The sequence below is a fragment of the Sphingobium limneticum genome, assembly GCF_008710165.1.
In the GTDB taxonomy this organism is placed as follows: Bacteria; Pseudomonadota; Alphaproteobacteria; order Sphingomonadales; family Sphingomonadaceae; genus Sphingobium; species Sphingobium limneticum.
In genome coordinates this window covers 78,973-99,035 of record NZ_VYQA01000002.1, presented here as the reverse complement: position 1 = coordinate 99,035, position 20,063 = coordinate 78,973, and the positions used below count along the sequence as shown (strand labels likewise).

General features: G+C 63.7%; 23 protein-coding genes and 1 other RNA gene. 10 read left to right on the top strand and 14 right to left on the bottom strand.

The window, feature by feature from the left end; genetic code table 11:
- The first annotated feature begins 61 nt into the window (after positions 1–61).
- The gene (locus F4U95_RS02540; RefSeq protein WP_150424463.1) at positions 62–523 is read left to right on the top strand and encodes a DUF6265 family protein; all 462 of its coding nucleotides are present in this window, start codon (positions 62–64) and stop codon (positions 521–523) included.
- 4 nt (positions 524–527) lie between these two features.
- Here the strand turns inward: F4U95_RS02540 and F4U95_RS02535 are convergent, their stop codons facing one another.
- The 5 genes from F4U95_RS02535 to rpsD form a co-directional block, all read right to left on the bottom strand.
- Positions 528–863 carry a hypothetical protein gene (locus tag F4U95_RS02535; protein ID WP_150424462.1) on the bottom strand — a complete coding sequence of 112 codons (336 nt, stop codon included), beginning with the start codon at positions 861–863 and terminating at the stop codon, positions 528–530.
- A 60-nt stretch (positions 864–923) separates the two neighbouring features.
- The gene (locus tag F4U95_RS02530; RefSeq protein WP_150424461.1) at positions 924–2,060 is read right to left on the bottom strand and encodes a glutathionylspermidine synthase family protein; all 1,137 of its coding nucleotides are present in this window, start codon (positions 2,058–2,060) and stop codon (positions 924–926) included.
- Positions 2,060–2,416: a hypothetical protein gene (locus F4U95_RS02525; protein ID WP_150424754.1), complete on the bottom strand. Its 357-nt coding sequence runs from the start codon at positions 2,414–2,416 to the stop codon at positions 2,060–2,062. The genes F4U95_RS02530 and F4U95_RS02525 overlap by 1 nt, the downstream gene beginning before the upstream one ends.
- A gap of 66 nt (positions 2,417–2,482) precedes the next feature.
- On the bottom strand, positions 2,483–4,141 hold the full coding sequence (locus F4U95_RS02520) for a M28 family peptidase (protein ID WP_150424460.1): 1,659 nt from the start codon (positions 4,139–4,141) through the stop codon (positions 2,483–2,485).
- A 133-nt stretch (positions 4,142–4,274) separates the two neighbouring features.
- Positions 4,275–4,889: a 30S ribosomal protein S4 gene (gene rpsD / locus F4U95_RS02515; protein WP_088183640.1), complete on the bottom strand. Its 615-nt coding sequence runs from the start codon at positions 4,887–4,889 to the stop codon at positions 4,275–4,277.
- Between the two features lie 189 nt (positions 4,890–5,078).
- On the opposite strand from rpsD, the gene F4U95_RS02510 reads away from it, so the two are divergent.
- Positions 5,079–5,375: a chorismate mutase gene (locus F4U95_RS02510; RefSeq protein WP_150424459.1), complete on the top strand. Its 297-nt coding sequence runs from the start codon at positions 5,079–5,081 to the stop codon at positions 5,373–5,375.
- Between the two features lie 87 nt (positions 5,376–5,462).
- On the opposite strand, the gene F4U95_RS02505 is transcribed toward F4U95_RS02510, so the two are convergent.
- From F4U95_RS02505 to rpiB, 5 genes are all read right to left on the bottom strand, one after another.
- Positions 5,463–5,708: a hypothetical protein gene (locus tag F4U95_RS02505; protein ID WP_150424458.1), complete on the bottom strand. Its 246-nt coding sequence runs from the start codon at positions 5,706–5,708 to the stop codon at positions 5,463–5,465.
- A gap of 544 nt (positions 5,709–6,252) precedes the next feature.
- The gene (locus F4U95_RS02500) at positions 6,253–7,341 is read right to left on the bottom strand and encodes a TrmJ/YjtD family RNA methyltransferase (protein WP_150424457.1); all 1,089 of its coding nucleotides are present in this window, start codon (positions 7,339–7,341) and stop codon (positions 6,253–6,255) included.
- A 127-nt stretch (positions 7,342–7,468) separates the two neighbouring features.
- Positions 7,469–7,930: a transcriptional regulator NrdR gene (gene nrdR, locus F4U95_RS02495; protein WP_120251992.1), complete on the bottom strand. Its 462-nt coding sequence runs from the start codon at positions 7,928–7,930 to the stop codon at positions 7,469–7,471.
- Between the two features lie 90 nt (positions 7,931–8,020).
- The gene (glyA, locus tag F4U95_RS02490; RefSeq protein ID WP_150424456.1) at positions 8,021–9,319 is read right to left on the bottom strand and encodes a serine hydroxymethyltransferase; all 1,299 of its coding nucleotides are present in this window, start codon (positions 9,317–9,319) and stop codon (positions 8,021–8,023) included.
- Positions 9,320–9,330: 11 nt separating this feature from the next.
- Complete coding sequence (gene rpiB, locus F4U95_RS02485) at positions 9,331–9,768, bottom strand: ribose 5-phosphate isomerase B (RefSeq protein ID WP_120249732.1); 438 nt, start codon at positions 9,766–9,768, stop codon at positions 9,331–9,333.
- A 119-nt stretch (positions 9,769–9,887) separates the two neighbouring features.
- Here rpiB and F4U95_RS02480 point away from each other — a divergent pair, with 119 nt between their 5' ends.
- Entirely contained in the window at positions 9,888–10,079 is a 192-nt protein-coding gene (locus F4U95_RS02480) for a hypothetical protein (RefSeq protein WP_150424455.1), read from the top strand.
- Here F4U95_RS02480 and F4U95_RS24885 read toward each other — a convergent pair.
- From F4U95_RS24885 to F4U95_RS02460, 4 genes are all read right to left on the bottom strand, one after another.
- Positions 10,033–10,854 (bottom strand): helix-turn-helix domain-containing protein, encoded by an 822-nt coding sequence (locus tag F4U95_RS24885; RefSeq protein ID WP_211363931.1) that lies wholly within the window; start codon positions 10,852–10,854, stop codon positions 10,033–10,035. The two genes, F4U95_RS02480 and F4U95_RS24885, sit on opposite strands and share 47 nt — an antisense overlap.
- 59 nt (positions 10,855–10,913) lie before the next feature.
- Positions 10,914–12,029: an HPP family protein gene (locus tag F4U95_RS02470; RefSeq protein ID WP_150424454.1), complete on the bottom strand. Its 1,116-nt coding sequence runs from the start codon at positions 12,027–12,029 to the stop codon at positions 10,914–10,916.
- 76 nt (positions 12,030–12,105) lie between these two features.
- Positions 12,106–13,089 carry a fatty acid desaturase family protein gene (locus F4U95_RS02465; RefSeq protein ID WP_150411897.1) on the bottom strand — a complete coding sequence of 328 codons (984 nt, stop codon included), beginning with the start codon at positions 13,087–13,089 and terminating at the stop codon, positions 12,106–12,108.
- A 258-nt stretch (positions 13,090–13,347) separates the two neighbouring features.
- The gene (locus F4U95_RS02460) at positions 13,348–14,004 is read right to left on the bottom strand and encodes an alpha/beta hydrolase (protein ID WP_017184627.1); all 657 of its coding nucleotides are present in this window, start codon (positions 14,002–14,004) and stop codon (positions 13,348–13,350) included.
- 151 nt (positions 14,005–14,155) lie between these two features.
- Between F4U95_RS02460 and F4U95_RS02455 the strand changes: the two genes are divergently transcribed.
- From F4U95_RS02455 to F4U95_RS02425, 7 genes are all read left to right on the top strand, one after another.
- Positions 14,156–15,277 carry a cysteine desulfurase family protein gene (locus F4U95_RS02455; protein WP_150424453.1) on the top strand — a complete coding sequence of 374 codons (1,122 nt, stop codon included), beginning with the start codon at positions 14,156–14,158 and terminating at the stop codon, positions 15,275–15,277.
- Positions 15,244–16,362 carry a cysteine desulfurase family protein gene (locus F4U95_RS02450; RefSeq protein WP_150424753.1) on the top strand — a complete coding sequence of 373 codons (1,119 nt, stop codon included), beginning with the start codon at positions 15,244–15,246 and terminating at the stop codon, positions 16,360–16,362. The genes F4U95_RS02455 and F4U95_RS02450 overlap by 34 nt, the downstream gene beginning before the upstream one ends.
- 19 nt (positions 16,363–16,381) lie before the next feature.
- Positions 16,382–16,717, top strand: coding sequence for a 2Fe-2S iron-sulfur cluster-binding protein (locus F4U95_RS02445; RefSeq protein WP_150424452.1), 336 nt, complete (start codon positions 16,382–16,384; stop codon positions 16,715–16,717).
- 8 nt (positions 16,718–16,725) lie between these two features.
- Positions 16,726–17,691: an SGM family class A beta-lactamase gene (gene blaSGM / locus F4U95_RS02440; protein ID WP_150424451.1), complete on the top strand. Its 966-nt coding sequence runs from the start codon at positions 16,726–16,728 to the stop codon at positions 17,689–17,691.
- Between the two features lie 198 nt (positions 17,692–17,889).
- Positions 17,890–17,987: signal recognition particle sRNA small type (gene ffs / locus F4U95_RS02435), an RNA gene on the top strand.
- Positions 17,988–18,039: 52 nt separating this feature from the next.
- Positions 18,040–19,650: a DNA polymerase III subunit gamma/tau gene (locus F4U95_RS02430; RefSeq protein ID WP_150424450.1), complete on the top strand. Its 1,611-nt coding sequence runs from the start codon at positions 18,040–18,042 to the stop codon at positions 19,648–19,650.
- A gap of 3 nt (positions 19,651–19,653) precedes the next feature.
- Complete coding sequence (locus tag F4U95_RS02425; RefSeq protein ID WP_120249737.1) at positions 19,654–19,977, top strand: YbaB/EbfC family nucleoid-associated protein; 324 nt, start codon at positions 19,654–19,656, stop codon at positions 19,975–19,977.
- Positions 19,978–20,063 lie beyond the last annotated feature (86 nt).

Genomic DNA, 20,063 nt, shown 5'->3' with positions numbered 1-20,063 from the left:
AGGGGAAAATGATGCGCGCTCCATAGCGTGCCCGACCGGGTCTGGACAGAGGGCGAAAGCCATGCGGAAACACATTTCGATCGTTGCGGCGACCTTGCTGCTCACCCTGTCGCCGCCGTTGTGGGCGGGTGAGCTGCCCGACTGGCTGACCGGCGAATGGCTGCAAAATGCCGGCGATCGGTGGAGCGAGGAGGTCTGGACCCTGCCGCGCGGCGGCACGATGATCGGCATGGGCCGGGTCGGCCGTGGCGAGAGCCTGCGCAGTTGGGAAGTGATGCGCATCGTGCGCGCGGCCGATGGATCGCTCACGCTGCATGCCGCGCCGGAGGGTGGCCCGGCGACCGTCTTTCCCGCCGTGGAGCAGGGCGTGCGCGACGTGACCTTCGCCAATCCCGACCATGATTATCCGCAACGCATCCGTTATTGGCGCGAAGGGCGGCTGCTGATGGCCGAAACGTCGAAGATGGACGGCAGCGGCGCGCAGAACTGGACCTACAGCCCGGCGACCCCCAACGGACAATAAGGCATCAGTGGCGCGGCGGTTGCGACCGTTGTGCTTCCGTCAGACTTTGCAGCGCACGGCCGCGCATATCGAGTTCGCGTTGCTCCGAATCCGAGAGGCCGTCGCGGGCATAGTGCTTAGCGAGCGCTTCGTTCATCCGAGCTTCCTTACGCAATGCGCGGGCCTGGCCTTTGTTGAGCGAGCCGCTTTTGCGCCCTTCGCGGATGCGTTCGCGCGCTACCTCATTTTCCAGACTGCCGGTTGCGCTGCTGTCTGGACGGATGGTTATCGGTCCCCGCGCGATCTGCGCCGAAAGAACGGCGGGACTTGCAATGAGCATGAGGGCGATCAGGCGGCGCATGGCTTCCCCTTCGGATTGGTTCGGATATTCATTTTCCCTGCGTGAACCATCCCTGAATTGTCAGGCGATGATGTGCGGGACGAAGCGCGCGCCATTGCCGGTGATCGGGCCATCTTCTCTTATGCCCATGCCGGCCGGTTCGCCGTCCACGACCCAGCTGCCCAGCACCGGTCGCCGATCGCCCTCGCCCGGCAGGGGGAAGAGCCGCTGGTAGACGAAGCCTTCCTCGCCATAGTCGCCGCCGCTTTGTGCCAGCGTCGCGCCGTCGCACACGATGCGGACATTGGCGCCTTCGCGGGCGAGCAGAGGCTTGATCACATGGTCGCCGGTCATGGCCTGCCGGCTGGCCTCCAGCAGGTTGGGATGGTCGGGGAACAGATCCCACAGGATCGGCAATATCGCCTTGTTGCTCCAGATCATCTTCCAGATCGGTTCGATCCAGAGCGTCGTGTCCAGGCTTTCCACCACTTCCCGGCCAAACGGTTCGTTGACGATCCATTCCCAGGGGTAGAGATGATAGAGCGCGTCGATCGGCCGATAATCGAGGTCGACGAAACGGTGCCGTGCGCTGTCCCAGCCAAGGTCGGTGGTCAGGATCAACTGCGTGTCGATGCCGGCTTCCCGCGCCGTGTCGGCCATATAGGCGACCGTCACCGCATCCTCGCCCATATTGCCGTCGACATAGGTGAGGTGGAGCATGGATGTGCCGCGCGGCGGCGCGATCTCACGCCATCGGGCGACCAGCCGCTCGTGCAGGCTGTTAAACTGGTCCGCGTCCGGGAAGAGCGCTTCCTTCCAGTCCCATTGGATGACCGATGCCTCCAGCAGGCTGGTGGGCGTGTCGCAGTTGAATTCGAACAATTTGGGCGGCCCCGACCCGTCATAGCCAAGGTCGAACCGCCCATAGTTGAGCGCGGCCGGCTCCCCGTCCCAGCTTTGCCGGATCGGTTCGTGGCAGAAATCGGGAATGCCGAAGTCGCCCAGCAGGTCATGGTCCAGCACATGCTGACCCGCAGCGATGAACAGGCGATAGAGTTCGGCCGTGGCCGTTTCGATCGTGTCGATCTGCGCGGGGGTGAAGCGCCAGGCCGCGCCTTCGTCCCAATAGGGGCGGTCGTTGGCGCCGTGCCAGACGAGGCCGAGCGATTCCACCTGCGCCTGCCAGTCCGGGCGCGGCGTGCAGTCGATCCGCTCCATCAGGACAGGCCGCTGCCGCCCGACAGGCCAAGGCCGCCGCGCGTCACCGTGGACTGGGACGCCTCGCGATAATTTTTGCCGAAGGCCGGAGCGATGGATCCGCCGGCAAGCGGCTGGCCGACCCGCGGGACCGTGCTGCCGCGATTGAGATAATACCAGAGGAAGGCGCCCGTCGCGATGCCGCCGCCGGCATGGGTGCGACACTGGGCGTCGTCCACCCGGCGTCCTTCCGCATCGCGGCAGACGCGCACGTCGGCATTGGCGGTGTCAGGCTCACGCGAGCAACCGGTGGCGAGCAGGGCGGCCGCGACGGCGGAGGTGATCGGCAGGACGCGCCGGTCGAATTTCTGAGTCATGCCGGCAGTATAGACGGCAAGATGAAAGGCTGGCGACAAGCTTTTGCCCGCCGCCAGCGCAGAACGTCATTTGCCGGCGCGATCCTTGTCGCGGATGGCGCGGAATTCGTCGCCCTGCACCCAATTGGGCCAGTCGGTCGTCGTCGCCAGCGCCCGGCCGACATCATAATAGAGTTTCAGATCGGCCGAGATGCCGGTCCAGTCCCAATTGGGATCATATTCGTCTTTCGGCCCGTGATAGCGATGCTCGGTGTAATCCTCCGCAGCGGCCATACCGGCGGCGGTGCCGCCCTTCACCAGATCCTCGCCGCCCTCGAAATAGAGCATCGGCAGGCCATATTTGGCGAAGCTGAAATGGTCGGAGCGATAATAATAGCCCTTTTCCGGTGTCGGTTCGGTGGTCGCGACCCGGCCCTGCGCGGCGAGTGCGCGGTCGAGATAGGCGTCCAGCTGCGACTTGCCCTTGCCGATGACGACGACATTTTTGGCAAGGCCCGCGACGCTGAGCGCGTCCATATTCACGCCGCCGACGGTCTTGGCGAAGGGGAAGACCGGGTTCTTGCCATAATAGGCCGACCCCAACAGGCCCGATTCCTCGCCCGTCACCGCCAGGAACACCTGGCTGCGGTCGGTCGGGCCGGCCTTCACATTGGCCTGCGCCAGTGCGACCAGTGCGGCCGTGCCAGTGGCATTGTCGACCGCGCCGTTGCAGATGTCATCGCCGTCCGGCGCTGCCTCGCAATGGCCCAGATGGTCCCAGTGCGCGCTGTAGAGCACATATTCGTCCGGCCGCGTCTTGCCGGGCAGCAGGGCGACGACATTCTTTGAGCTATGTTTGCGCAGGTCGTTGTCGAAGGAGAGGCTGGCCTTCACGCCAGTCAATGGCACGGCCTTGAAGCCGGGTTTTTTCGCGTCGGCCATTTGCGCGGTCAGGTCCAGCCCGGCGCTGGCGAACAGGGCGGCGGCCTTGTCCTTCTGGATCCAGCCGATGGCGGCGCTCTGGTCGGCATTGCCGTTGGCGCTGTCGGCAACATGCTGCGCGCCGGTCCAGCTCGATTGCACGACGTTCCAGCCATAGGCGGCGGGCACCGTGTCATGCACGATGATCGCGGCGGCGGCACCCTGCCGCGCGGCTTCCTCGAACTTGTAGGTCCAGCGGCCATAATAGGTCATGGCGCGGCCGTTAAACGGGCCGGTCAGCCCCTTCGTCTCATAATCGGGATCGTTGACCAGGATGACGACTGTCTTCCCCTTCACGTCCAGCCCGGCATAGTCGTTCCAGCCCTTTTCCGGAGCGTTGATGCCATAGCCGACGAAGACGACCGGACTGTCCTTGACCGCGATATGTTGTTGCGTGGTGCGATAGGTGCCGGCGACCATTTCTGCGCCATAAGCGGCGGTGACATCGGCCTTGCCGCCGGTGAAGGTCAGCGGCGACACATTCTTGGCGGTGATTTCCACCAGCGGCACATCCTGGAACCAGCTGCCCTTGTTGCCGGGCTTCAGGCCGAGTTTCGCAAATTCGGCGGACAGCAGCGCGAGCGTCTTTTCCTCCCCGGCCGTTCCGGGCGCGCGGCCTTCATAGGCGTCGGAGGACAGTTCCTTCACCAGCCGTTTCATCGTGTCGACGGACGGCGCGGCAGCCGATTTGGCGGGCGCGGCATCGGCGATGACGGGCGAGGACAGGGCAAGGATGGCGGCGATCGCCGCGAGGGAAGTGCGCATGGGATGACCCCTTTGTTTTACGAATGCGCGGGTGATGCCACCGGGGCGAAAGGGGCGCAAGAATGTTGCGCAAAAGAAAAAGGGCGGCTCCTTGCGGGGCCGCCCTTTTTCGTAACTGGGATCGGAAAACCGATTAGCGCGAATAGAATTCGACGACCAGATTCGGTTCCATCTTCACCGGGTAGGGCACTTCGTCCAGCGTCGGCACGCGGACATAGCTGACCTTGGCGGCGCCGTCGGGGGCGACGTAGTCGGGGATGTCACGCTCGGGCAGGCTCTGTGCTTCCAGAACCAGCGCCATTTCCTGCGCCTTCTTGCCCAGGGTGATTTCGTCGCCCGGCTTCACCAGACGCGACGCGATGTTGCACTTCACGCCGTTCACATAGATGTGGCCGTGCGAAACGATCTGACGGGCCGAGAAGATGGTCGGCGCGAACTTGGCGCGGTACACGACGGCGTCCAGGCGGCGCTCCAGCAGACCGATCAAGTTCTGGCCGGTGTCGCCCTTCATGCGGCTGGCTTCGAAATAGTTCTTCTTGAACTGCTTCTCAGTGATGTCGCCGTAATAACCCTTCAGCTTCTGCTTGGCGCGCAGCTGGATGCCGTAATCCGACATCTTGCCCTTGCGGCGCTGGCCGTGCTGACCGGGACCATATTCGCGCTTGTTGACAGGCGACTTGGGACGGCCCCAGATATTCTCGCCCATGCGACGGTCGAGCTTATACTTGGCGCTGGTGCGCTTCGTCATGGTAATTCCTCATCAATTGCTTTTAACGTTGTTCCCGGTATCGCCTACGGCCGTTTTCAGGGGCAGGGCCACCGCTTCACCGGGATGCGGAGCCAATTGCGAAGGCGCGCCTATGACCAGATGACAGTTGGATGTCAACCCTTCATACTGGCCTCGACACGGCGCGCGGGGCGGCTTAATCGGGCAGGCATGAACCCAGAAGGCTACTCCACCATGGCGCAGGTGCGCGCCGGCGTCGACAATCTCGATCGGCAGATCGTCGCCCTGCTGGCCCAGCGCTTCGCCCATATGCGCGCCGCCGCCCGGATCAAGCCGGACCGCAGCGCGGTGCGGGATGAAGCGCGTAAACGCCAAGTGATCGACCAGGCGCGGGCGGAAGCTGAGCGGGTGGGGGCGCCGGGTGCGGTGATAGCCGATCTATGGGAGCAGTTGGTCGAAGCGTCGATCGCCTATGAAATGGAGGAATATGATCGGATTCGGGGTTAACCCCCGGACCTCATCCATCGCCATGGATAGATTACGACCGGCGCCCAAAAATGATGTAGGTGCCTGAATTGCAATGGCTGGTATTGATCAACGCCGCGGAGCGCTGGCTCGCAGCGCCATTCTGAAGCGATCTTCATCGCGTTTCATCTTGTCATAGGCCTGCCATTGCAGAATGGTTTCGCATGTTTTTATGCGTGAGTTGCGGAAACTATGCGAATTCACGATGTAGCGACAGGACACTTGTTCAGTCTGCTCGCCGGAATTATTTTCTGACAGGGTACCCTGCGTAGAAGTCGCCAATGCAAGAGAGAAAAGTAACGCGCCGATCGCCATGATGTCGCTCCTTTTTCAATCCTAGGTGAGCACAGTCAAAAATGTGCAGGTGATTGTCAACGCTCATGCGCGCAGTTTGAGCGCGGCGATACACTGCGTCGTGTCGCCACTTCTAGATGGTTCCAGCCCGGTCGGGTCAGAAGGTGAAGCAGCGGCAGTTGGCCATGCACGGCAGACAGGGCGCTGACATCATTCTCTCAATACGTAATAATTAACGAGACGGTCTGGGAAGAGAGCCGATCATCGTCGGGCTGCTGCTCATAGCTGCGCCTCTCTGCCATTCGCGTTGATCCCGTTCAGCCCATTGTCGTTGAGTGAGGCATGTCCGGCTACGCGCTATGCGCGATCCCAAACTGCGGACCTCACGACAAATGGGTTTTGCAGATTCGACCACGTCTTCGCTGGCGGCGGGCGCCTGGTAGGTTGTGCTGGCGCTAGCGACGCTTGGAAACAGTAATAAAGCCAGAATTACATATTTCATGGTCAGACAACTCCAAACTGTCTTCCCCCAACATCGGCAATCTTAAAAAATTGACGAAGCTTGTCAACGCTCCCGCGGTCGGTTCAAATGCGACAGGACGCCGCGCAGGGTCCGCACTTCCAGATGGTTCCAGCCTGGCTTGGTCAGCAAATTGCGCAGCGTCAGCTTGGTCGCGGGCGCGCGGTCCGGCGGGAAGAAATAACCGACCTTTTCCAGCAGCGTGTTGAGCTGGTCGATCATCCCTTCCAGCTCCACCTGCGGCGCGGGTTCGCCAAGGTCGGTGACGGTCGGCTGCTTGAGATCGGCATTTTTCGACCATTCATAGGCACACAGGATCACCGCCTGGGCCAGGTTCAACGACCCGAATTCCGGATTGATCGGCACGGTCAGGATCTTGCGGGCGACCGCGACATCCTCCGTCTCCAGCCCCGATCGTTCCGGCCCGAAGACATAGGCGCAGCGGCCCTGCGCGGCATGGATTTCGCGGGCGGCTTCCTCGGGCGTCACGACTGGTTTGGTCACACCGCGCTTACGCACCGTGGTAGCATAGACATGGGCGCAGTCCGCGACCGCATCGGCCAGCGTCTCATAGACCTGTGCCTTGTCCAGGATGAAGTCCGCGCCGGCAGCCGCCGGGCCGGCATCGGGATTGGGCCAACCATCGCGTGGCGTGACCAGCCGCATTTCGGTCAGCCCGAAATTCAGCATGGCCCGTGCGGCCTTCCCGATATTCTCGCCCAATTGAGGGCGGACGAGGATGATGACGGGGGGGAGGGGGGCAACTTCGTTCATATTTCCGTTCGTCCTGAGTAGGGGCTGAGCCTCTAGCCTTCCCGTTCGGTTCGAGCCAGGGTCGAGCGTAGTCGAGACCCGTGGTCGAGAACGGGCAGCGTCAGAGACTGCGTTCCAGTCGCCCCGGATCAGCGCCTCTTTCTTCTTGCGCGACCAATCTTTTACCTGTCGCTCCCGTTCCAGAGCATCGATCCGATCCGTGAAAGTCTCGCTGAACACTAACTCCACCGGACGGCGATCATGCGTATATCCCGGCAGTTCGCCCATCTGATGTTGGGCGATGCGCCGCTCCAGATCGTCCGTATGTCCGGTATAATATGTGCCGTCGGAGCAGCGAAGGATGTAGATCCAGAAACTCATGGTGCGCGTGGTTCTCGACAGGCTCGAACTGAACGGATTTTGAGTTAGGCCGGTTGGGCGCTTTCTCAAATATTGCCGTTTTGTTGGGTTTTCGACAAGTTCGAACCGAACGGGGGAAGTGGAGCTGCTATTCCCGCCCGACTTCCTTCACCGTGCTGGCGAATTCCTCGAAATCCTTGGCGTCGGTGAAGTCCTTATAGACGCTGGCGAAGCGGATGTAGGCGACGCTGTCGAGGCGTTTGAGCCCTTCCATCACCATCTCGCCGATCGCGCGGGCAGGAACTTCGCTGTCGCCGCTGGTTTCCAGCTGGCGCTGGATGCCGGAGATCAGTTTTTCCAGGCGGCTGGGGTCGATCGGGCGCTTGCGGCAGGCGATGCCGATGGAGCGGGCCAGCTTGTCGCGCTCGAACGCTTCCTTGCGGCCCTCGCTCTTCACCACCCAGATGTCGCGCAACTGGATGCGCTCGAAGGTAGTGAAACGCGCGGCGCAGGCTTCGCACTGGCGGCGACGGCGGATGGCGTTGCCATCTTCCGTCGGCCGGCTGTCCTTCACCTGGCTGTCTTCATGGGCGCAGAAAGGGCAGCGCATCATATTCTCCGCAAATAAAAGCCCCTCCCGATCGGGTTGGATCGAGGCGCTGCCTCCTTCAAACCCGATCGGGAGGGGCTTTGATAGTCTTTAGTAGATCGGGAAGCGCGCCGTCAGGCCCAGCACCTTTTCGCGGACATGCTGTTCGACCTGGCCGTCACCTTCGTCGCCATTGCGGTTGAGGCCCTCTACGACTTCGGCGATCAGGCGGCCGATTTCGCGGAATTCTTCCTCACGGAAGCCGCGCGTGGTGCCGGCCGGGGTGCCAAGGCGAACGCCCGACGTCACGAACGGGCTGGCCGTATCGAACGGCACGTTGTTCTTGTTGCAGGTGATGTAAGCGCGGTCGAGCGCCTTTTCCGCAGCCTTGCCGGTGGTGTTCTTGGGGCGCAGGTCAACCAGCAGCAGGTGATTGTCGGTGCCGCCCGACACGATCGACAGACCGGCATCGGCCAGCGTTTCGGCCAGCGCGCGGGCGTTGGCGACGACCTGGTGGGCGTAAGCCTTGAATTCCGGCGTCAGCGCTTCCTTGAAAGCCACAGCCTTGGCCGCGATGATGTGCATCAGCGGGCCGCCCTGAAGGCCGGGGAAGATCGCGCTGTTCAGCTTCTTGGCGATCGCCTCGTCATTCGACAGGATGATGCCCGAACGCGGACCGCGCAGCGACTTGTGTGTCGTGGTGGTGGTGACATGGGCATAAGGCACCGGCGAAGGGTGCGCGCCGCCGGCGACGAGGCCGGAGAAATGCGACATGTCTGCCAGCAGGTAAGCGCCAACCTCGTCGGCGATTTCGCGGAAACGCTTGAAGTCCCAGACGCGCGAATAGGCGGTGCCGCCGCAGATTATCAGCTTGGGCTTGTTTTCGCGCGCGATGCGGGCAACTTCGTCCATGTCGATCGTGTGGTCGTCAGGGCGCACGCCATAGGCGACGGGCTTGAACCATTTGCCGCTCATGTTGACCGGCGACCCGTGGGTCAGGTGGCCGCCCGACGACAGGTCGAGGCCCATGAACACGTCGCCCGGCTGCAACAGCGCCAGGAACACGGCCTGGTTCATCTGGCTGCCGCTATTGGGCTGAACGTTGGCGAACTGCGCGCCGAATAGCTGCTTGGCGCGTTCAATTGCCAGCGTTTCGACGACGTCGGCATATTCGCAACCGCCATAATAGCGCTTGCCCGGATAGCCTTCCGCGTACTTGTTGGTGAAGATCGAGCCGGCGGCTTCCAGCACGGCCTTCGACACGATGTTCTCGGACGCGATTAGTTCGATCTTGTCCTGCTGGCGCTTCAGCTCATTGCCGATCGCACCGAAGATTTCGGGATCGGCACTGGCGAGGTCTTCGCTGAAGAAGCCGGCCTGACGGATGGGGGACAGGGTGTCGGTGCTCATCAAAGATCCTTTCAGAGCGCGGGCTGGGAGAGCTTCTCGACGCGGCCGGCATGGCGGCCACCGCCGAAATCGGTGGTGAGGAAAGCGGTGACGCAGGCCTTGGCCATGTCCACGCCGGTCAGGCGGGCGCCCAGGGCCAGAACATTGGCGTCATTATGTTCGCGCGACAGGGCGGCCGACAGCGGCTCGCCCACCAGCGCGCAGCGGCAGGCGGGGTTGCGGTTGACCGCGATCGAAATGCCGATGCCCGATCCGCAGATCGCGATGCCGCGCTCCGCCGCGCCCGACGCCACGGCCGTCGCGAGTTTGTAACCAAAATCGGGATAATCGACGCGGTCGGCGGTCGCCGGACCCAGATCGTCGACGTCATGCCCTTCATCGCGCAGCCATTGGGCGAGTTCCGCCTTCAGGTCGACGGCGGCATGGTCGGAAGCGATGGCGATTTTCATGTGAGAAGCGTTCCTTCCCGGATGGGGGCCTTCACCGATGGGTGATTCGTTTCTGCGCGCCTCATAGGGGGAGCGGCAGGCAATTGCCACCGTCCAGCTTGCCGCTTATGGCATCTCCCATGGCTGGCACGATTTTATCCATATTGATGCTTGGCGGCGCTCTGCTCACGGGCGGCGGCATTTATGCGATCGCGAAGAAGGGCGACCGCAAGCGCGGCGGCCTGATGATCGTTGCGGGGCTGGTGATGTTCGGCAATGTCGCGATCAGCGCGATTCCGGGTCCGGACCTTCCGGTGATGGAGCAGCGTTGAGCCGAGGCTTGCGTAGCCAGTAGGAGGAGTGGACATAGCTCTTGTCTGGTCCGCCAAAACTGGCAGAATCGCCCATTAATCCGATCTTGGCGAGCGAATCAGCCAGTTCCCGGCCCTGTAACTCATTGGTCAATTTCGCCGTCTTTCGTAACGACAGGTCAAGCTTCATAGCAATCTCGCACGTCGTTTCGCCACAAAGTGCGCGGACGGGCTGGCGCACACCATATTGGCGCAACAGGATCGCATAGCGGGCGATCAGCGCCCTTTCTGTCGCGTCAGCCCAGACCGCATCTCGTTTTTCTGCGCGCAGCATGGCGTAGCGTTGTGATGGCAAAGGGCCGGAATAGGAACCTGACAGCAGCGGGTCGGCCTTTGCAGGATCGGACCAATCCTTTTGATCCGGTAATTGTTGCACAGGCGATGCGCTCTGGAGCAGATAGGCTCCGGCGGCCAGGGCTATGGCGGCGATGATGGTCATGGCAACTCCTCGAAACAGGACGGACCGGGATGGTCCGGCTACTTCGGGCAGTTCTGGCGCTGGCTGTTCGCCATCGTCCACTCCGATAATATTGTCCCGATTTTCTTGGGTCACAAATGTGCGAGACAATGTTCGGCTGCTGCCGATGCCGGTCTTGCGCCGGGCTTCGCGCAATCGTTCGTTGACGGAACTCACGGACCTTCCGGTCAGGCTGGCGATACTTTTGGCGGTATGCCCCTGCGCCAGCAGCCGCAATATCTCACGTTCATTTTCATTGAGTTGCGAAATGTCGGTCATGGCCTGATCCTGCCATGCGCGACCGTTCATGCCACCCCAAAAAAATTGGAAATGGCTCCTCAGCCCAGTCCGGTTGGCCTGTCAGTGCGCAGCGCCAGCGATGCCAGCAGGTCGGTCTGCGTCACCAGTCCTAGCAAGCGATGATCGGCATCGACCACGATGGCGGCGTGGCGCGTGCCGCTGCTTAAAGGGCCGATCAGCCGAGCGACGGGTGTGTCGGTGTGGACCAGCAGCGCGCGGCGGGCGATGTCGCCGGCGCTTTCCCCGTCCCGCGTCAGATCGAGCGCGCCGATGATCCCCTGCACGCGCCCTGCATCGTCCAGCACAGGCAGCGAGAGCAATTCGCGATTCTGCATCAGCGCGCGTACCTGCGCCATGGCCTGGCTGGCGGGGACATGGATGACGTCGCGCGACATGATTTCCGCGCATGGGGCGTTGCCGTGCAGCCGTTCCGCCGCGCGCAGTTCGGCGTCGGCCAGCAACTGGCGCAGGTCCGCCTGATCCACGTCCAGCGTGTCGCCATAGCCTTTCAGCGCGTCGGTGACATCCTGATCGCTGGGACCGGCGCGCAGCAGCGGGGCGGGATCGGTGGTGCCGTGACGCGCGGGGGCTTTTGGCGCGACATGGGGATAATTATGGCCTGCGATCCGGTGGAAAAGGATGGCGACGATCAGCAGGAGCAGCGTGTTCACGCCGACCGGCACCAGCGCGAACATATAGCTGCTCGCCACGCCCTTCACGCCGAGCGCGGCGGACAGCGCGACCGCGCCGCCGGGCGGATGGAGGCAGCGTAGCAGCGACATGACGGCGATCGCCGCGCCCACGGCCAGTGCGGCGGCGATGGTGGGATCGGGCACGGCCTTTGCCACGAAGATGCCGACCAGCGCGGAAATGACGTTGCCACCCAATACGGGCCAGGGTTGCGCCAGCGGGCTGGCCGGCACGGCGAAGAGCAGCACGGCGGACGCACCCATGGGAGCGACCAGCAGCGGGTGGGCCAGCCCATTGCCCAGCATCAACCCGCACAGCATGGCGGTGATGGCGATGCCGCCGATCGCGCCGCTGGCCGCTTTCAGCCGGTCGAACAGGCCGGGACCGGCCGGACCGGCGGGAATGAAGGCGCTGTAATAGCGGCTCCAGATCAGGCGGGCATTATTTTCGGGCGCGTCGGACATGACAGCGCCGCTAGTGCCGCGCGGCGGATGCGCCAAGCGGGAAAATATCGGCCGGGGTAAAGCGGGTGTTGGCCCGTCAGGCGGCCTTTTGTTCGGCGGGCGGGGGCATCAGTTCCTTGACCACGCCCCAATAGCCCTGCGTGATATGGGCGTGCGCCGCATAATCGGGGTCGGCCATCATGTGGACGTGCAGCCGGCGTAGATTGGTCCAGGGCACGGACGGGAACAGATGATGTTCCAGATGATAGCTGACGTTGAACGGCGCGATCAGCAGGCGGTCGAGCAGGGTGGGGATGACGGTGCGCGTGCCGTTCAGTTCCAGAGCGTCGGGCACGCCGACATGTTCGGCCATCGCCCGGATGCGGTTGAACAGGTTGGCCCAGATGAATTGCGGGATCATATAGAGGCCCAATATCTGCCAGCGCCATGGCGACCACAGGATCAGGCCATAGACCACCACGGCCCAGGCGACATAGCGCAGCCGCAATCCCAGCCGATAATCGAAACCGAAGCGGCCGGGATTGTGGAAATTGGCGATCGGCGACCAGACCCGCGCCGCACGCGCGACGCGATAATAATTCAGGCCGAAAAGGCTGCGGAAGAACAGCCGGATCATCCCCCGGCCGCTTTTGGGGAAATGCTGGTCGGGGTCTTTGCGCTGCACCCGATAGTCATAATCCTGCATCGTATTGGTGTGGCGGTGGTGGACCATATGGGCCACGCGATACAGGTCGATGCTCAGGACAAGCGGATAGGCGACGAAAAGATCGGCGATCAAATCGTTGACGCGGCGATTGCTGAACAACAGGCCGTGACAGGCATCATGCATCATGACCGCGAGGCACTGGATGCGGGTGCCCACGACCAGGCCGGCCAGAATGTAGACGGCGAAATGATCGACGCGGATCGCGATCGTGATCGCCCCGACCATGATGATCCATTGCAGGGCCAGCAGCAGCGCATTGCGGCGATTGTCGACGACGGACAATTCGCGGATCAGCGGCAATGTGCCCCGCCGCGAATAACGATAGCCCGGCGCGCGCTCCTTGATGTCCGTCATGAGAGAATGTCCCGCAGATGCCGTGCCAGTGACGGGATGCTATAGTTTCGCGCCAAAGGGCGTCAAGCGCGGTGCGCCCGGCCCATCCGTCCTTCACCTGTTAGACCAAGGTCTAATCAATCGGACGGGAGCGATGCCGTTATAGTCTATGGAACCCGGCAACACCCAGTCCCCACCCGCCGGGTTCCATCCTCTCTCCTGACGTAAAAAAGGCCGCCTTTCGGGGCGGCCTTTTTCGTTCGTGCGTGTCAGGCGCGATCAGCGGATCGGCGAATCCGGCGACAGGCGCATGTCGAGATAATTGTCGACCGACTTCATCAGCTGGTCGAGTTCATGTTCGAAGAAATGGTTCGCGCCGCGAATTTCGTCATGATGGATGGTGATGCCCTTCTGCGTGCGCAGCTTGTCCACCAGCTTCTGCACGGCGCTGGCCGTCACCACTTCGTCCGACGTACCCTGCACGATGATGCCCGACGAAGGGCAGGGCGCGAGGAAGGAGAAGTCGTACATGTTGGCGGGCGGGGCGACCGAGATAAAGCCACGGATTTCCGGGCGGCGCATCAGCAATTGCATGCCGATCCACGCGCCGAAGGAGAAGCCCGCGATCCAGGTGGTCTGCGCTTCGGGGTGGAAGCTCTGCACCCAGTCGAGCGCCGCTGCGGCGTCGGACAGTTCGCCGATGCCGTTATCGAACGTGCCCTGGCTGCGGCCGACGCCCCGGAAGTTGAAGCGCAAGACGGCAAAGCCGCGCTTCACGAAGGTCTTGTAGAGCGCCTGGGTGATGCGGTCGTTCATCGTGCCGCCGCCCTGCGGGTGCGGGTGCAGGATCATGGCGACCGGCGCACGCGGGCGGGGCGGGGGGCTGAAACGGCCTTCGAGGCGACCTTCGGGTCCGGTGAAAATGACGTCGGGCATGGCACCTGTTATCGTTCTGGGCCGGTCGGCTCGGATGAGCCGATGGCGAATGGATGCGGATCGCGCGCATCATTAGGCTAATGCTGGCGCTGCGCGGCAAACCGCCTATATAGATGCCGCCGCCATTTCCGCAATCAATGAGTAATGCCGCTTGGCCGCTATACGCCTTTATCTCGATCATGCCGCCACCACGCCCATGCTGCCCGCTGCCCAGGCGGCGATGGTGGGGGCGATGGCCAATTGGGCCAATCCGTCCAGCCCCCATGCCGATGGCCGCGCTGCACGCGCCGCGCTGGAGGATGCGCGCAGGCGCATTGCGGCGGCGTTGGGGTGGAGCGGGCATGTGATCTTCACTTCCGGCGCGAGCGAGGCGATCGCCATCGGCCTGACGCGTGCCAAGGCGAGGCGGGTGGTCACTTCGCCGGTCGAGCATGACGCCGTGCTGCGCGTGACGAAGGGCGCGGAACGGCTGGGGGTGACGTCTGACGGACTTGTTCTTCTTGGTCATTCCCGCGAAGGCGGGAATCCATCTCACCCCCCATCATCATCCGAAGCGCCGGAGATGGATCCCCGCTTTCGCGGGGATGACGATGGGGTGGGCGAGGGGAGAGTGCTGGCCATCCAGCATGTCAATAATGAGACGGGCGTGATCCAGCCGCTCGATGCGATCGATCGCAACGGCGCCATCCTGTTTGCCGACTGCGCCCAGAGCGCCGGCAAGCTGCCGCTGCCCGATGCGGACATGATCGCGATCAGTGCGCATAAATTCGGCGGGCCGCCCGGCATCGGCGCGCTGCTGCTCCGCGACCTGGCGCTGATCGAGCCGAGCGGGGGGCAGGAGCAGGGCTATCGCGCGGGCACCGAAAATCTGCCTGCGATCCTCGCCATGGCGGCGGCGCTGGAGGCGCGGGAGGATTGGTTGCCCCGTGCGGCTGCGATGCGCGCCCGGCTGGATATGGCGATCGAGGCTGCTGGCGGCATCATCGTCGCGCGCGACGCGCCGCGCCTGCCCACCATCGCCAGTTACCGCATGCCCGGCCTTTCGGCTCGCGCGCAGTTGATCCAGTTCGACATGAAGGGGATTTCCGTGTCGGCGGGCAGCGCCTGCTCCTCCGGTTCGCTCAAGACCAGCCATGTGCTGGGCGCCATGGGTTGGGACGATGCCGCCGCGTCGGAGGTGGTGCGGGTCAGCTTCGGTCCGCAGACGTGCGACAGCGAGTTGGACAGCTTTATCGAAATCTGGACCGCCATGGCCGCCAAGGCAAGAAATTGATCTATCTGGATTATCAGGCGACGACGCCACTCGCACCCGAAGCCTTCGACGCGATGGTGCCGTTGCTGCGCGATCAGTTCGCCAATCCGCATAGCGCCCACCGGCTGGGTCGCGCCGTTGCGGCACAGGTGGAAGTGGCGCGCGATGAGATCGCCCGCCTGCTGCCGCCGGGCGGCAGGCTGCTCTTCACCTCCGGCGCGACCGAGGCGCTGAATATCGCGATACAGGGCGCGGCGGCTGGCGGCATTGTCACCATCGCGACCGAACATGCGGCCGTGCTGGATACGGTGGAGGTGCTGCGCCGTAGTGGGCGGGATGTGACCATCCTGCCAGTCGGGTCGGACGGTCTGGTCGATCTGGCGGCCGCCGCGCAGGCGATCGTTCCGGGTGTCTCACTCGTTGTCGCAATGCTGGTCAATAACGAGATCGGCGTGATCCAACCGGTCGCCGCGCTGGCGGAGATGGCCCATGCGGCCGGTGCGTTGCTGCTGTGCGACGCGGTGCAGGGCTATGGCCGGGAGCCGATCCCCGCGACCTGCGACATGGTGGCGATCAGCGCGCACAAGATCCATGGACCCAAAGGGGTCGGCGCGTTGTGGGTGCGCGACGGGGTGCGGCCCGCGCCGCTGATCCATGGTGGCGGGCAGGAAGGGGGGCTGCGATCCGGCACGCTCTCGCCCGCGCTCTGTGCCGGCTTCGGCGTCGCCGCGCGGCTGATGCGGGAGCGGGCGGACGATGATCGCGCCCATATCGAAAGCCTTGGCCTGCTGGCGCGCAGCCTGTTTGCCGATTGGACGCTGAATGGGTCCGCGCTTCATCGCTATCCCGGCAATCTGAACCTGAGGCGGGACGGGATCGACGGCGCGCGACTGTTGTCCCATTGCCGCAATGTCGCTTTTTCACTCGGTAGCGCTTGCGCAAGCGGGTCCGGGCGGCCAAGCCATGTCCTGCGCGCACTGGGCCTGTCAGATGCACAGGCGCGCGGATCGGTGCGGATTGGCTTTGGCCGCTACACCACGCCGCAGGAGCTGGAGAGGGCAGCAGAAGCATTGCAGGACGCGGCAGCCGTACAAGCGGCGCCGTAAAAGGGAGCGCACGCAGAACATGACCAGGGTCACCTTCATCAGCGCCGACGGCGAACGGCGGCAGGATGTGGACGCGCCCGCAGGATCGGTGCTGCTCGACATAGCGCAGGGCGCCGGCCAGCCGCTGGAGGGAACGTGCGAGGGGCAGATGGCTTGTTCCACCTGCCATGTCATCGTCGATGCCGATGATTTCGTGAAATTGCCGCGCGCCAGCGAGGATGAGGAAGATATGCTCGACCTTGCCGCCGCCGCCACCCGCACCAGTCGCCTGGCCTGTCAGATCGTTCTGGATGGGGCGCTGGACGCGCTGACCGTCCGCATTCCGGGCGAATTCAACAATATGCAGGGCATGTGATGGCTTCCATGAAGATATTGACCGCTTTTACCGCACTGGCGCTGATCGCCACCCCGTCGCTCGCCGCCGACAAGAAGAAGCCGCCCGCCAAGGCGCCGGCGCCGACCGGCGCGCTCGATTCGCTGATGCCAGCCGCGCCGCGCTATCTGGTGCCGCAATCGGCGCTGACATCGGCCCGCAATCCGGCCGAGATCGAAAAGGAAACCGGCGGCCGGCTGGGCGTGGCGCTGGTCGACAAGACGGGCGCGCTGCTGCTGGGCTTCAACCGCGACGATCGGTTCGCGATGTGCTCCACCTTCAAGGCGCCGCTGGCCGCCGCCGTGCTGACCGGCGCGGAAGGGGGCAAGTTCGGGCTGGAAGGCACGATCGCCTTTAGCAAGGACGATCTGCTCGACTATGCGCCGGTGGTGAAGAAGAATCTGAAGCGCGGCCGGATGAGCATGAGCGAGCTGGCGCAGGCGGCGGTCGAGGTGAGCGACAATAGCGCGGCCAATCTGCTGCTGCCGATGCTGGGCGGACCGCCGGGGCTGACCGCCTTCATGCGCGCCCATGGCGACGCCGTCTCGCGGCTCGACCGCGATGAGCCGACGCTCAATGAAAATGCGGAAGGGGACGAACGCGACACCACATCGCCGGCGGCGATGGCCGGGCTGATGGGCCGCCTGTTCTTCCGCGATCTGGCGGCGGAGAGCGCCGACAAGCTGCGCGCCTGGTTCAATGCCAGCAGCACCGGCGACAAGCGGATCAAGGCCGGCCTGCCGCAGGGATGGACGTCCGGCAGCAAGACCGGAACCTGCGGCACCGCCTATAATGACGTGGCGCTGGTGAAGTCGCCGGACGGCGACGAATATATCCTGGCCATCTATCTCGACCGGCCGACCGTGGACACGAAGAAGGCCGAAGCCGCGATCGCGGAGACGGCGCAGGCGGCGCTGGCCTTTGTGGCGAAGGCGCAGAAGAGCGGGCTGGAGTAAGGTTGGCCTTTGTTGATGTCCGGCCTTTTTTGAGAATTATCGTCATCCCTTCGGAGGCGGGCATCCATCTCCGGACGTCAAATCAAGAGGATAGGGCGGGAGATGGATTCCCGCCTTCGCGGGAATGACGGCGGAAAATAGGTGGGAGACAGCTTTTGTCCCCCCTTGCCATCCTGTCATCACTTCTGCATATGCCGCGCCGGGAGTCGGGCGGACGTGATCGTCGCGAACCGGGTCAGGTCCTGACGGAAGCAGCCACAGTGATTTCGTCACGGGTCGTTCCGGCTCCTACATTTTCCAGCATCACCCGCTTCGACAAGAGCCGCACGAGCGGCTAGGACGTAAGCCATGTCCGATTCCCCGCAGCCCTACCGCGTCCTTGCGCGCAAATATCGATCGCGCAGTTTCAGCGAGCTTATCGGGCAGGATGCCATGGTCCAGACGCTGGGCAATGCGATCCGGCGCGGGCGTCTTGCTCACGCCTTTCTGATGACCGGCGTGCGCGGGGTGGGGAAGACCTCCACCGCGCGGCTGATCGCCAAGGCGCTGAACTGTATCGGTCCGGACGGGCAGGGCGGTCCCACGATCGATCCGTGCGGCGTATGCGAACCGTGCGTCGCCATTGCCGAAGGGCGGCATATCGACGTCGTGGAAATGGACGCCGCCAGCCATACCGGCGTGGACGATGTGCGCGAGATTATCGAGGCGGTGCGCTATGCCGCCGTGTCGGCGCGCTACAAGATCTACATCATCGATGAAGTCCATATGCTCTCCAAGAACGCCTTCAACGCGTTGTTGAAGACGCTGGAGGAGCCGCCGGCGCATGTGAAATTCCTGTTCGCCACGACCGAGGTGAACAAGGTGCCGGTGACGGTCCTGTCGCGATGCCAGCGGTTTGACCTGCGCCGTATTCCCGCCGATTTGCTGGCCAATCATTTCGCCAATATCTGCGACAAGGAAGGCGTCACGGCCGAAACCGACGCGCTGGCGCTGATCGCGCAGGCGGCGGAAGGTTCGGCCCGCGATGGCCTGTCCATCCTCGACCAGGCGATCGCCCATGCCGAAATGGGTGGCGATGCGCTGCTGGTGACGGCAAGCCAGGTGCGCGATATGCTGGGCCTGTCCGATCGCGGATCCACTCGCCGGCTGCTCGGCCTGCTGCTGGAGGGCGATACCGGCGCGCTGCTCACCGCCGTGCGCGATCAATATGGGCTGGGCGTCGAGCCGCTGGCGCTGATGCGGGGCCTGCTGGAACTGACCCATGCGGTGACCTTGGTGAAGGCCGGGCGCGATATCGCCAGCCCCGGACAATCGGCCGAGGAGCGGGAGGCGATTGCCGAATGGGCGTCGCAACTAGGCTTCGCACCGCTGCATCGGCTGTGGCAGTTGCTGCTGAAGGGCCATGACGAGGTGGCGAGCGCGGTCCTGCCGATCGAAAGCTGCGAAATGGCGCTGCTGCGCGTGATGCACGCCGCGACCATGCCCGATCCGGGTGAACTGGCGCGGATGCTGCGCGAAGGCGTGCCGGCCGGGCTGCCCACGCCGCAGGGCGGTGAACAGGCAAGGCTGCCGTCCGAACCGTCGGCCGCGCTGCCCCGCACGATGCAGGATCTGGTCGCGCTGGTCGACCGGTCCAAGCCATCGCTGGCCAATCATCTGAACGATTGCGCGGCGCTGGTGTCGCTCAATCCGCCCGAGGTGGCGGTGCGATTGACCCATGACTGGCCGCAGGGCGATTTCAAGCGTGATCTGGCACAGGCGCTCAACAGCGCGGTGCCCGGCATGAAATGGACCGTGCGGCTGGAGGAGAGCGGCGGCGGCGCGACCCTGCAACAGCAGGAGCAGGCGGAGAAAGCGGCAGCCCGCGCCGAAATATTGGAAACCCCGGTGGTCAAGGCGGCGATGGCCGCCTTCCCCGATGCCGAGCTGGACGACAAGCTCGAACAATGGAGTGCGTGAGATATGAAGGACTTGAACGACATTTTGGGCATGGCGACCCGTGTTCAGGAAGAATTGCAGCGGGCACAGGATGGCCTGGACAAGCTGGAAGTCGAAGGCGCGGCCGGCGGCGGGCTGGTGAAGGTGAAGGCGTCTGCCAAGGGCCGTATCCTGGGCGTGTCGATCGACGACAGCCTGCTCGCGCCGTCGGAAAAGCAGATGCTGGAAGACCTGATCACCGCTGCCTTCAATGACGCGCGCAAGAAGGCGGACGAAGTCAGCAACGCCGAAATGGGCAAGATGACCGCTGGTCTGTCGCTGCCCCCCGGCTTCAAGCTGCCGTTCTGAACGCGGTTTTTGTCGTGGCAATGGATCATCATCTTTGGTTCATCGTTGCGCCATTATGACAACGGGCAATTGATTGCTGCGACGGC

What these genes read in the sequence shown, in the direction of transcription:
- F4U95_RS02530 (WP_150424461.1), bottom strand. Translation starts at nt 2,060, where the DNA reads ATGGAGCGGATCGACTGCACGCCGCGCCCGGACTGGCAGGCGCAGGTG.
- glyA (WP_150424456.1), bottom strand. Translation starts at nt 9,319, where the DNA reads ATGAGCACCGACACCCTGTCCCCCATCCGTCAGGCCGGCTTCTTCAGC.
- nrdR (WP_120251992.1), bottom strand. Translation starts at nt 7,930, where the DNA reads ATGCGCTGCCCTTTCTGCGCCCATGAAGACAGCCAGGTGAAGGACAGC.
- F4U95_RS02470 (WP_150424454.1), bottom strand. Translation starts at nt 12,029, where the DNA reads ATGTCCGACGCGCCCGAAAATAATGCCCGCCTGATCTGGAGCCGCTAT.
- F4U95_RS02500 (WP_150424457.1), bottom strand. Translation starts at nt 7,341, where the DNA reads ATGAGTTTCTGGATCTACATCCTTCGCTGCTCCGACGGCACATATTAT.
- F4U95_RS02535 (WP_150424462.1), bottom strand. Translation starts at nt 863, where the DNA reads ATGCGCCGCCTGATCGCCCTCATGCTCATTGCAAGTCCCGCCGTTCTT.
- F4U95_RS02540 (WP_150424463.1), top strand. Translation starts at nt 62, where the DNA reads ATGCGGAAACACATTTCGATCGTTGCGGCGACCTTGCTGCTCACCCTG.
- rpiB (WP_120249732.1), bottom strand. Translation starts at nt 9,768, where the DNA reads ATGAAAATCGCCATCGCTTCCGACCATGCCGCCGTCGACCTGAAGGCG.
- F4U95_RS02520 (WP_150424460.1), bottom strand. Translation starts at nt 4,141, where the DNA reads ATGCGCACTTCCCTCGCGGCGATCGCCGCCATCCTTGCCCTGTCCTCG.
- F4U95_RS02460 (WP_017184627.1), bottom strand. Translation starts at nt 14,004, where the DNA reads ATGCCCGACGTCATTTTCACCGGACCCGAAGGTCGCCTCGAAGGCCGT.
- F4U95_RS02445 (WP_150424452.1), top strand. Translation starts at nt 16,382, where the DNA reads ATGACCAGGGTCACCTTCATCAGCGCCGACGGCGAACGGCGGCAGGAT.
- rpsD (WP_088183640.1), bottom strand. Translation starts at nt 4,889, where the DNA reads ATGACGAAGCGCACCAGCGCCAAGTATAAGCTCGACCGTCGCATGGGC.
- F4U95_RS02480 (WP_150424455.1), top strand. Translation starts at nt 9,888, where the DNA reads ATGGCTGGCACGATTTTATCCATATTGATGCTTGGCGGCGCTCTGCTC.
- blaSGM (WP_150424451.1), top strand. Translation starts at nt 16,726, where the DNA reads ATGAAGATATTGACCGCTTTTACCGCACTGGCGCTGATCGCCACCCCG.
- F4U95_RS02505 (WP_150424458.1), bottom strand. Translation starts at nt 5,708, where the DNA reads ATGGCGATCGGCGCGTTACTTTTCTCTCTTGCATTGGCGACTTCTACG.
- F4U95_RS02465 (WP_150411897.1), bottom strand. Translation starts at nt 13,089, where the DNA reads ATGACGGACATCAAGGAGCGCGCGCCGGGCTATCGTTATTCGCGGCGG.
- F4U95_RS02425 (WP_120249737.1), top strand. Translation starts at nt 19,654, where the DNA reads ATGAAGGACTTGAACGACATTTTGGGCATGGCGACCCGTGTTCAGGAA.
- F4U95_RS24885 (WP_211363931.1), bottom strand. Translation starts at nt 10,854, where the DNA reads ATGACCGACATTTCGCAACTCAATGAAAATGAACGTGAGATATTGCGG.
- F4U95_RS02510 (WP_150424459.1), top strand. Translation starts at nt 5,079, where the DNA reads ATGAACCCAGAAGGCTACTCCACCATGGCGCAGGTGCGCGCCGGCGTC.
- F4U95_RS02525 (WP_150424754.1), bottom strand. Translation starts at nt 2,416, where the DNA reads ATGACTCAGAAATTCGACCGGCGCGTCCTGCCGATCACCTCCGCCGTC.
- F4U95_RS02430 (WP_150424450.1), top strand. Translation starts at nt 18,040, where the DNA reads ATGTCCGATTCCCCGCAGCCCTACCGCGTCCTTGCGCGCAAATATCGA.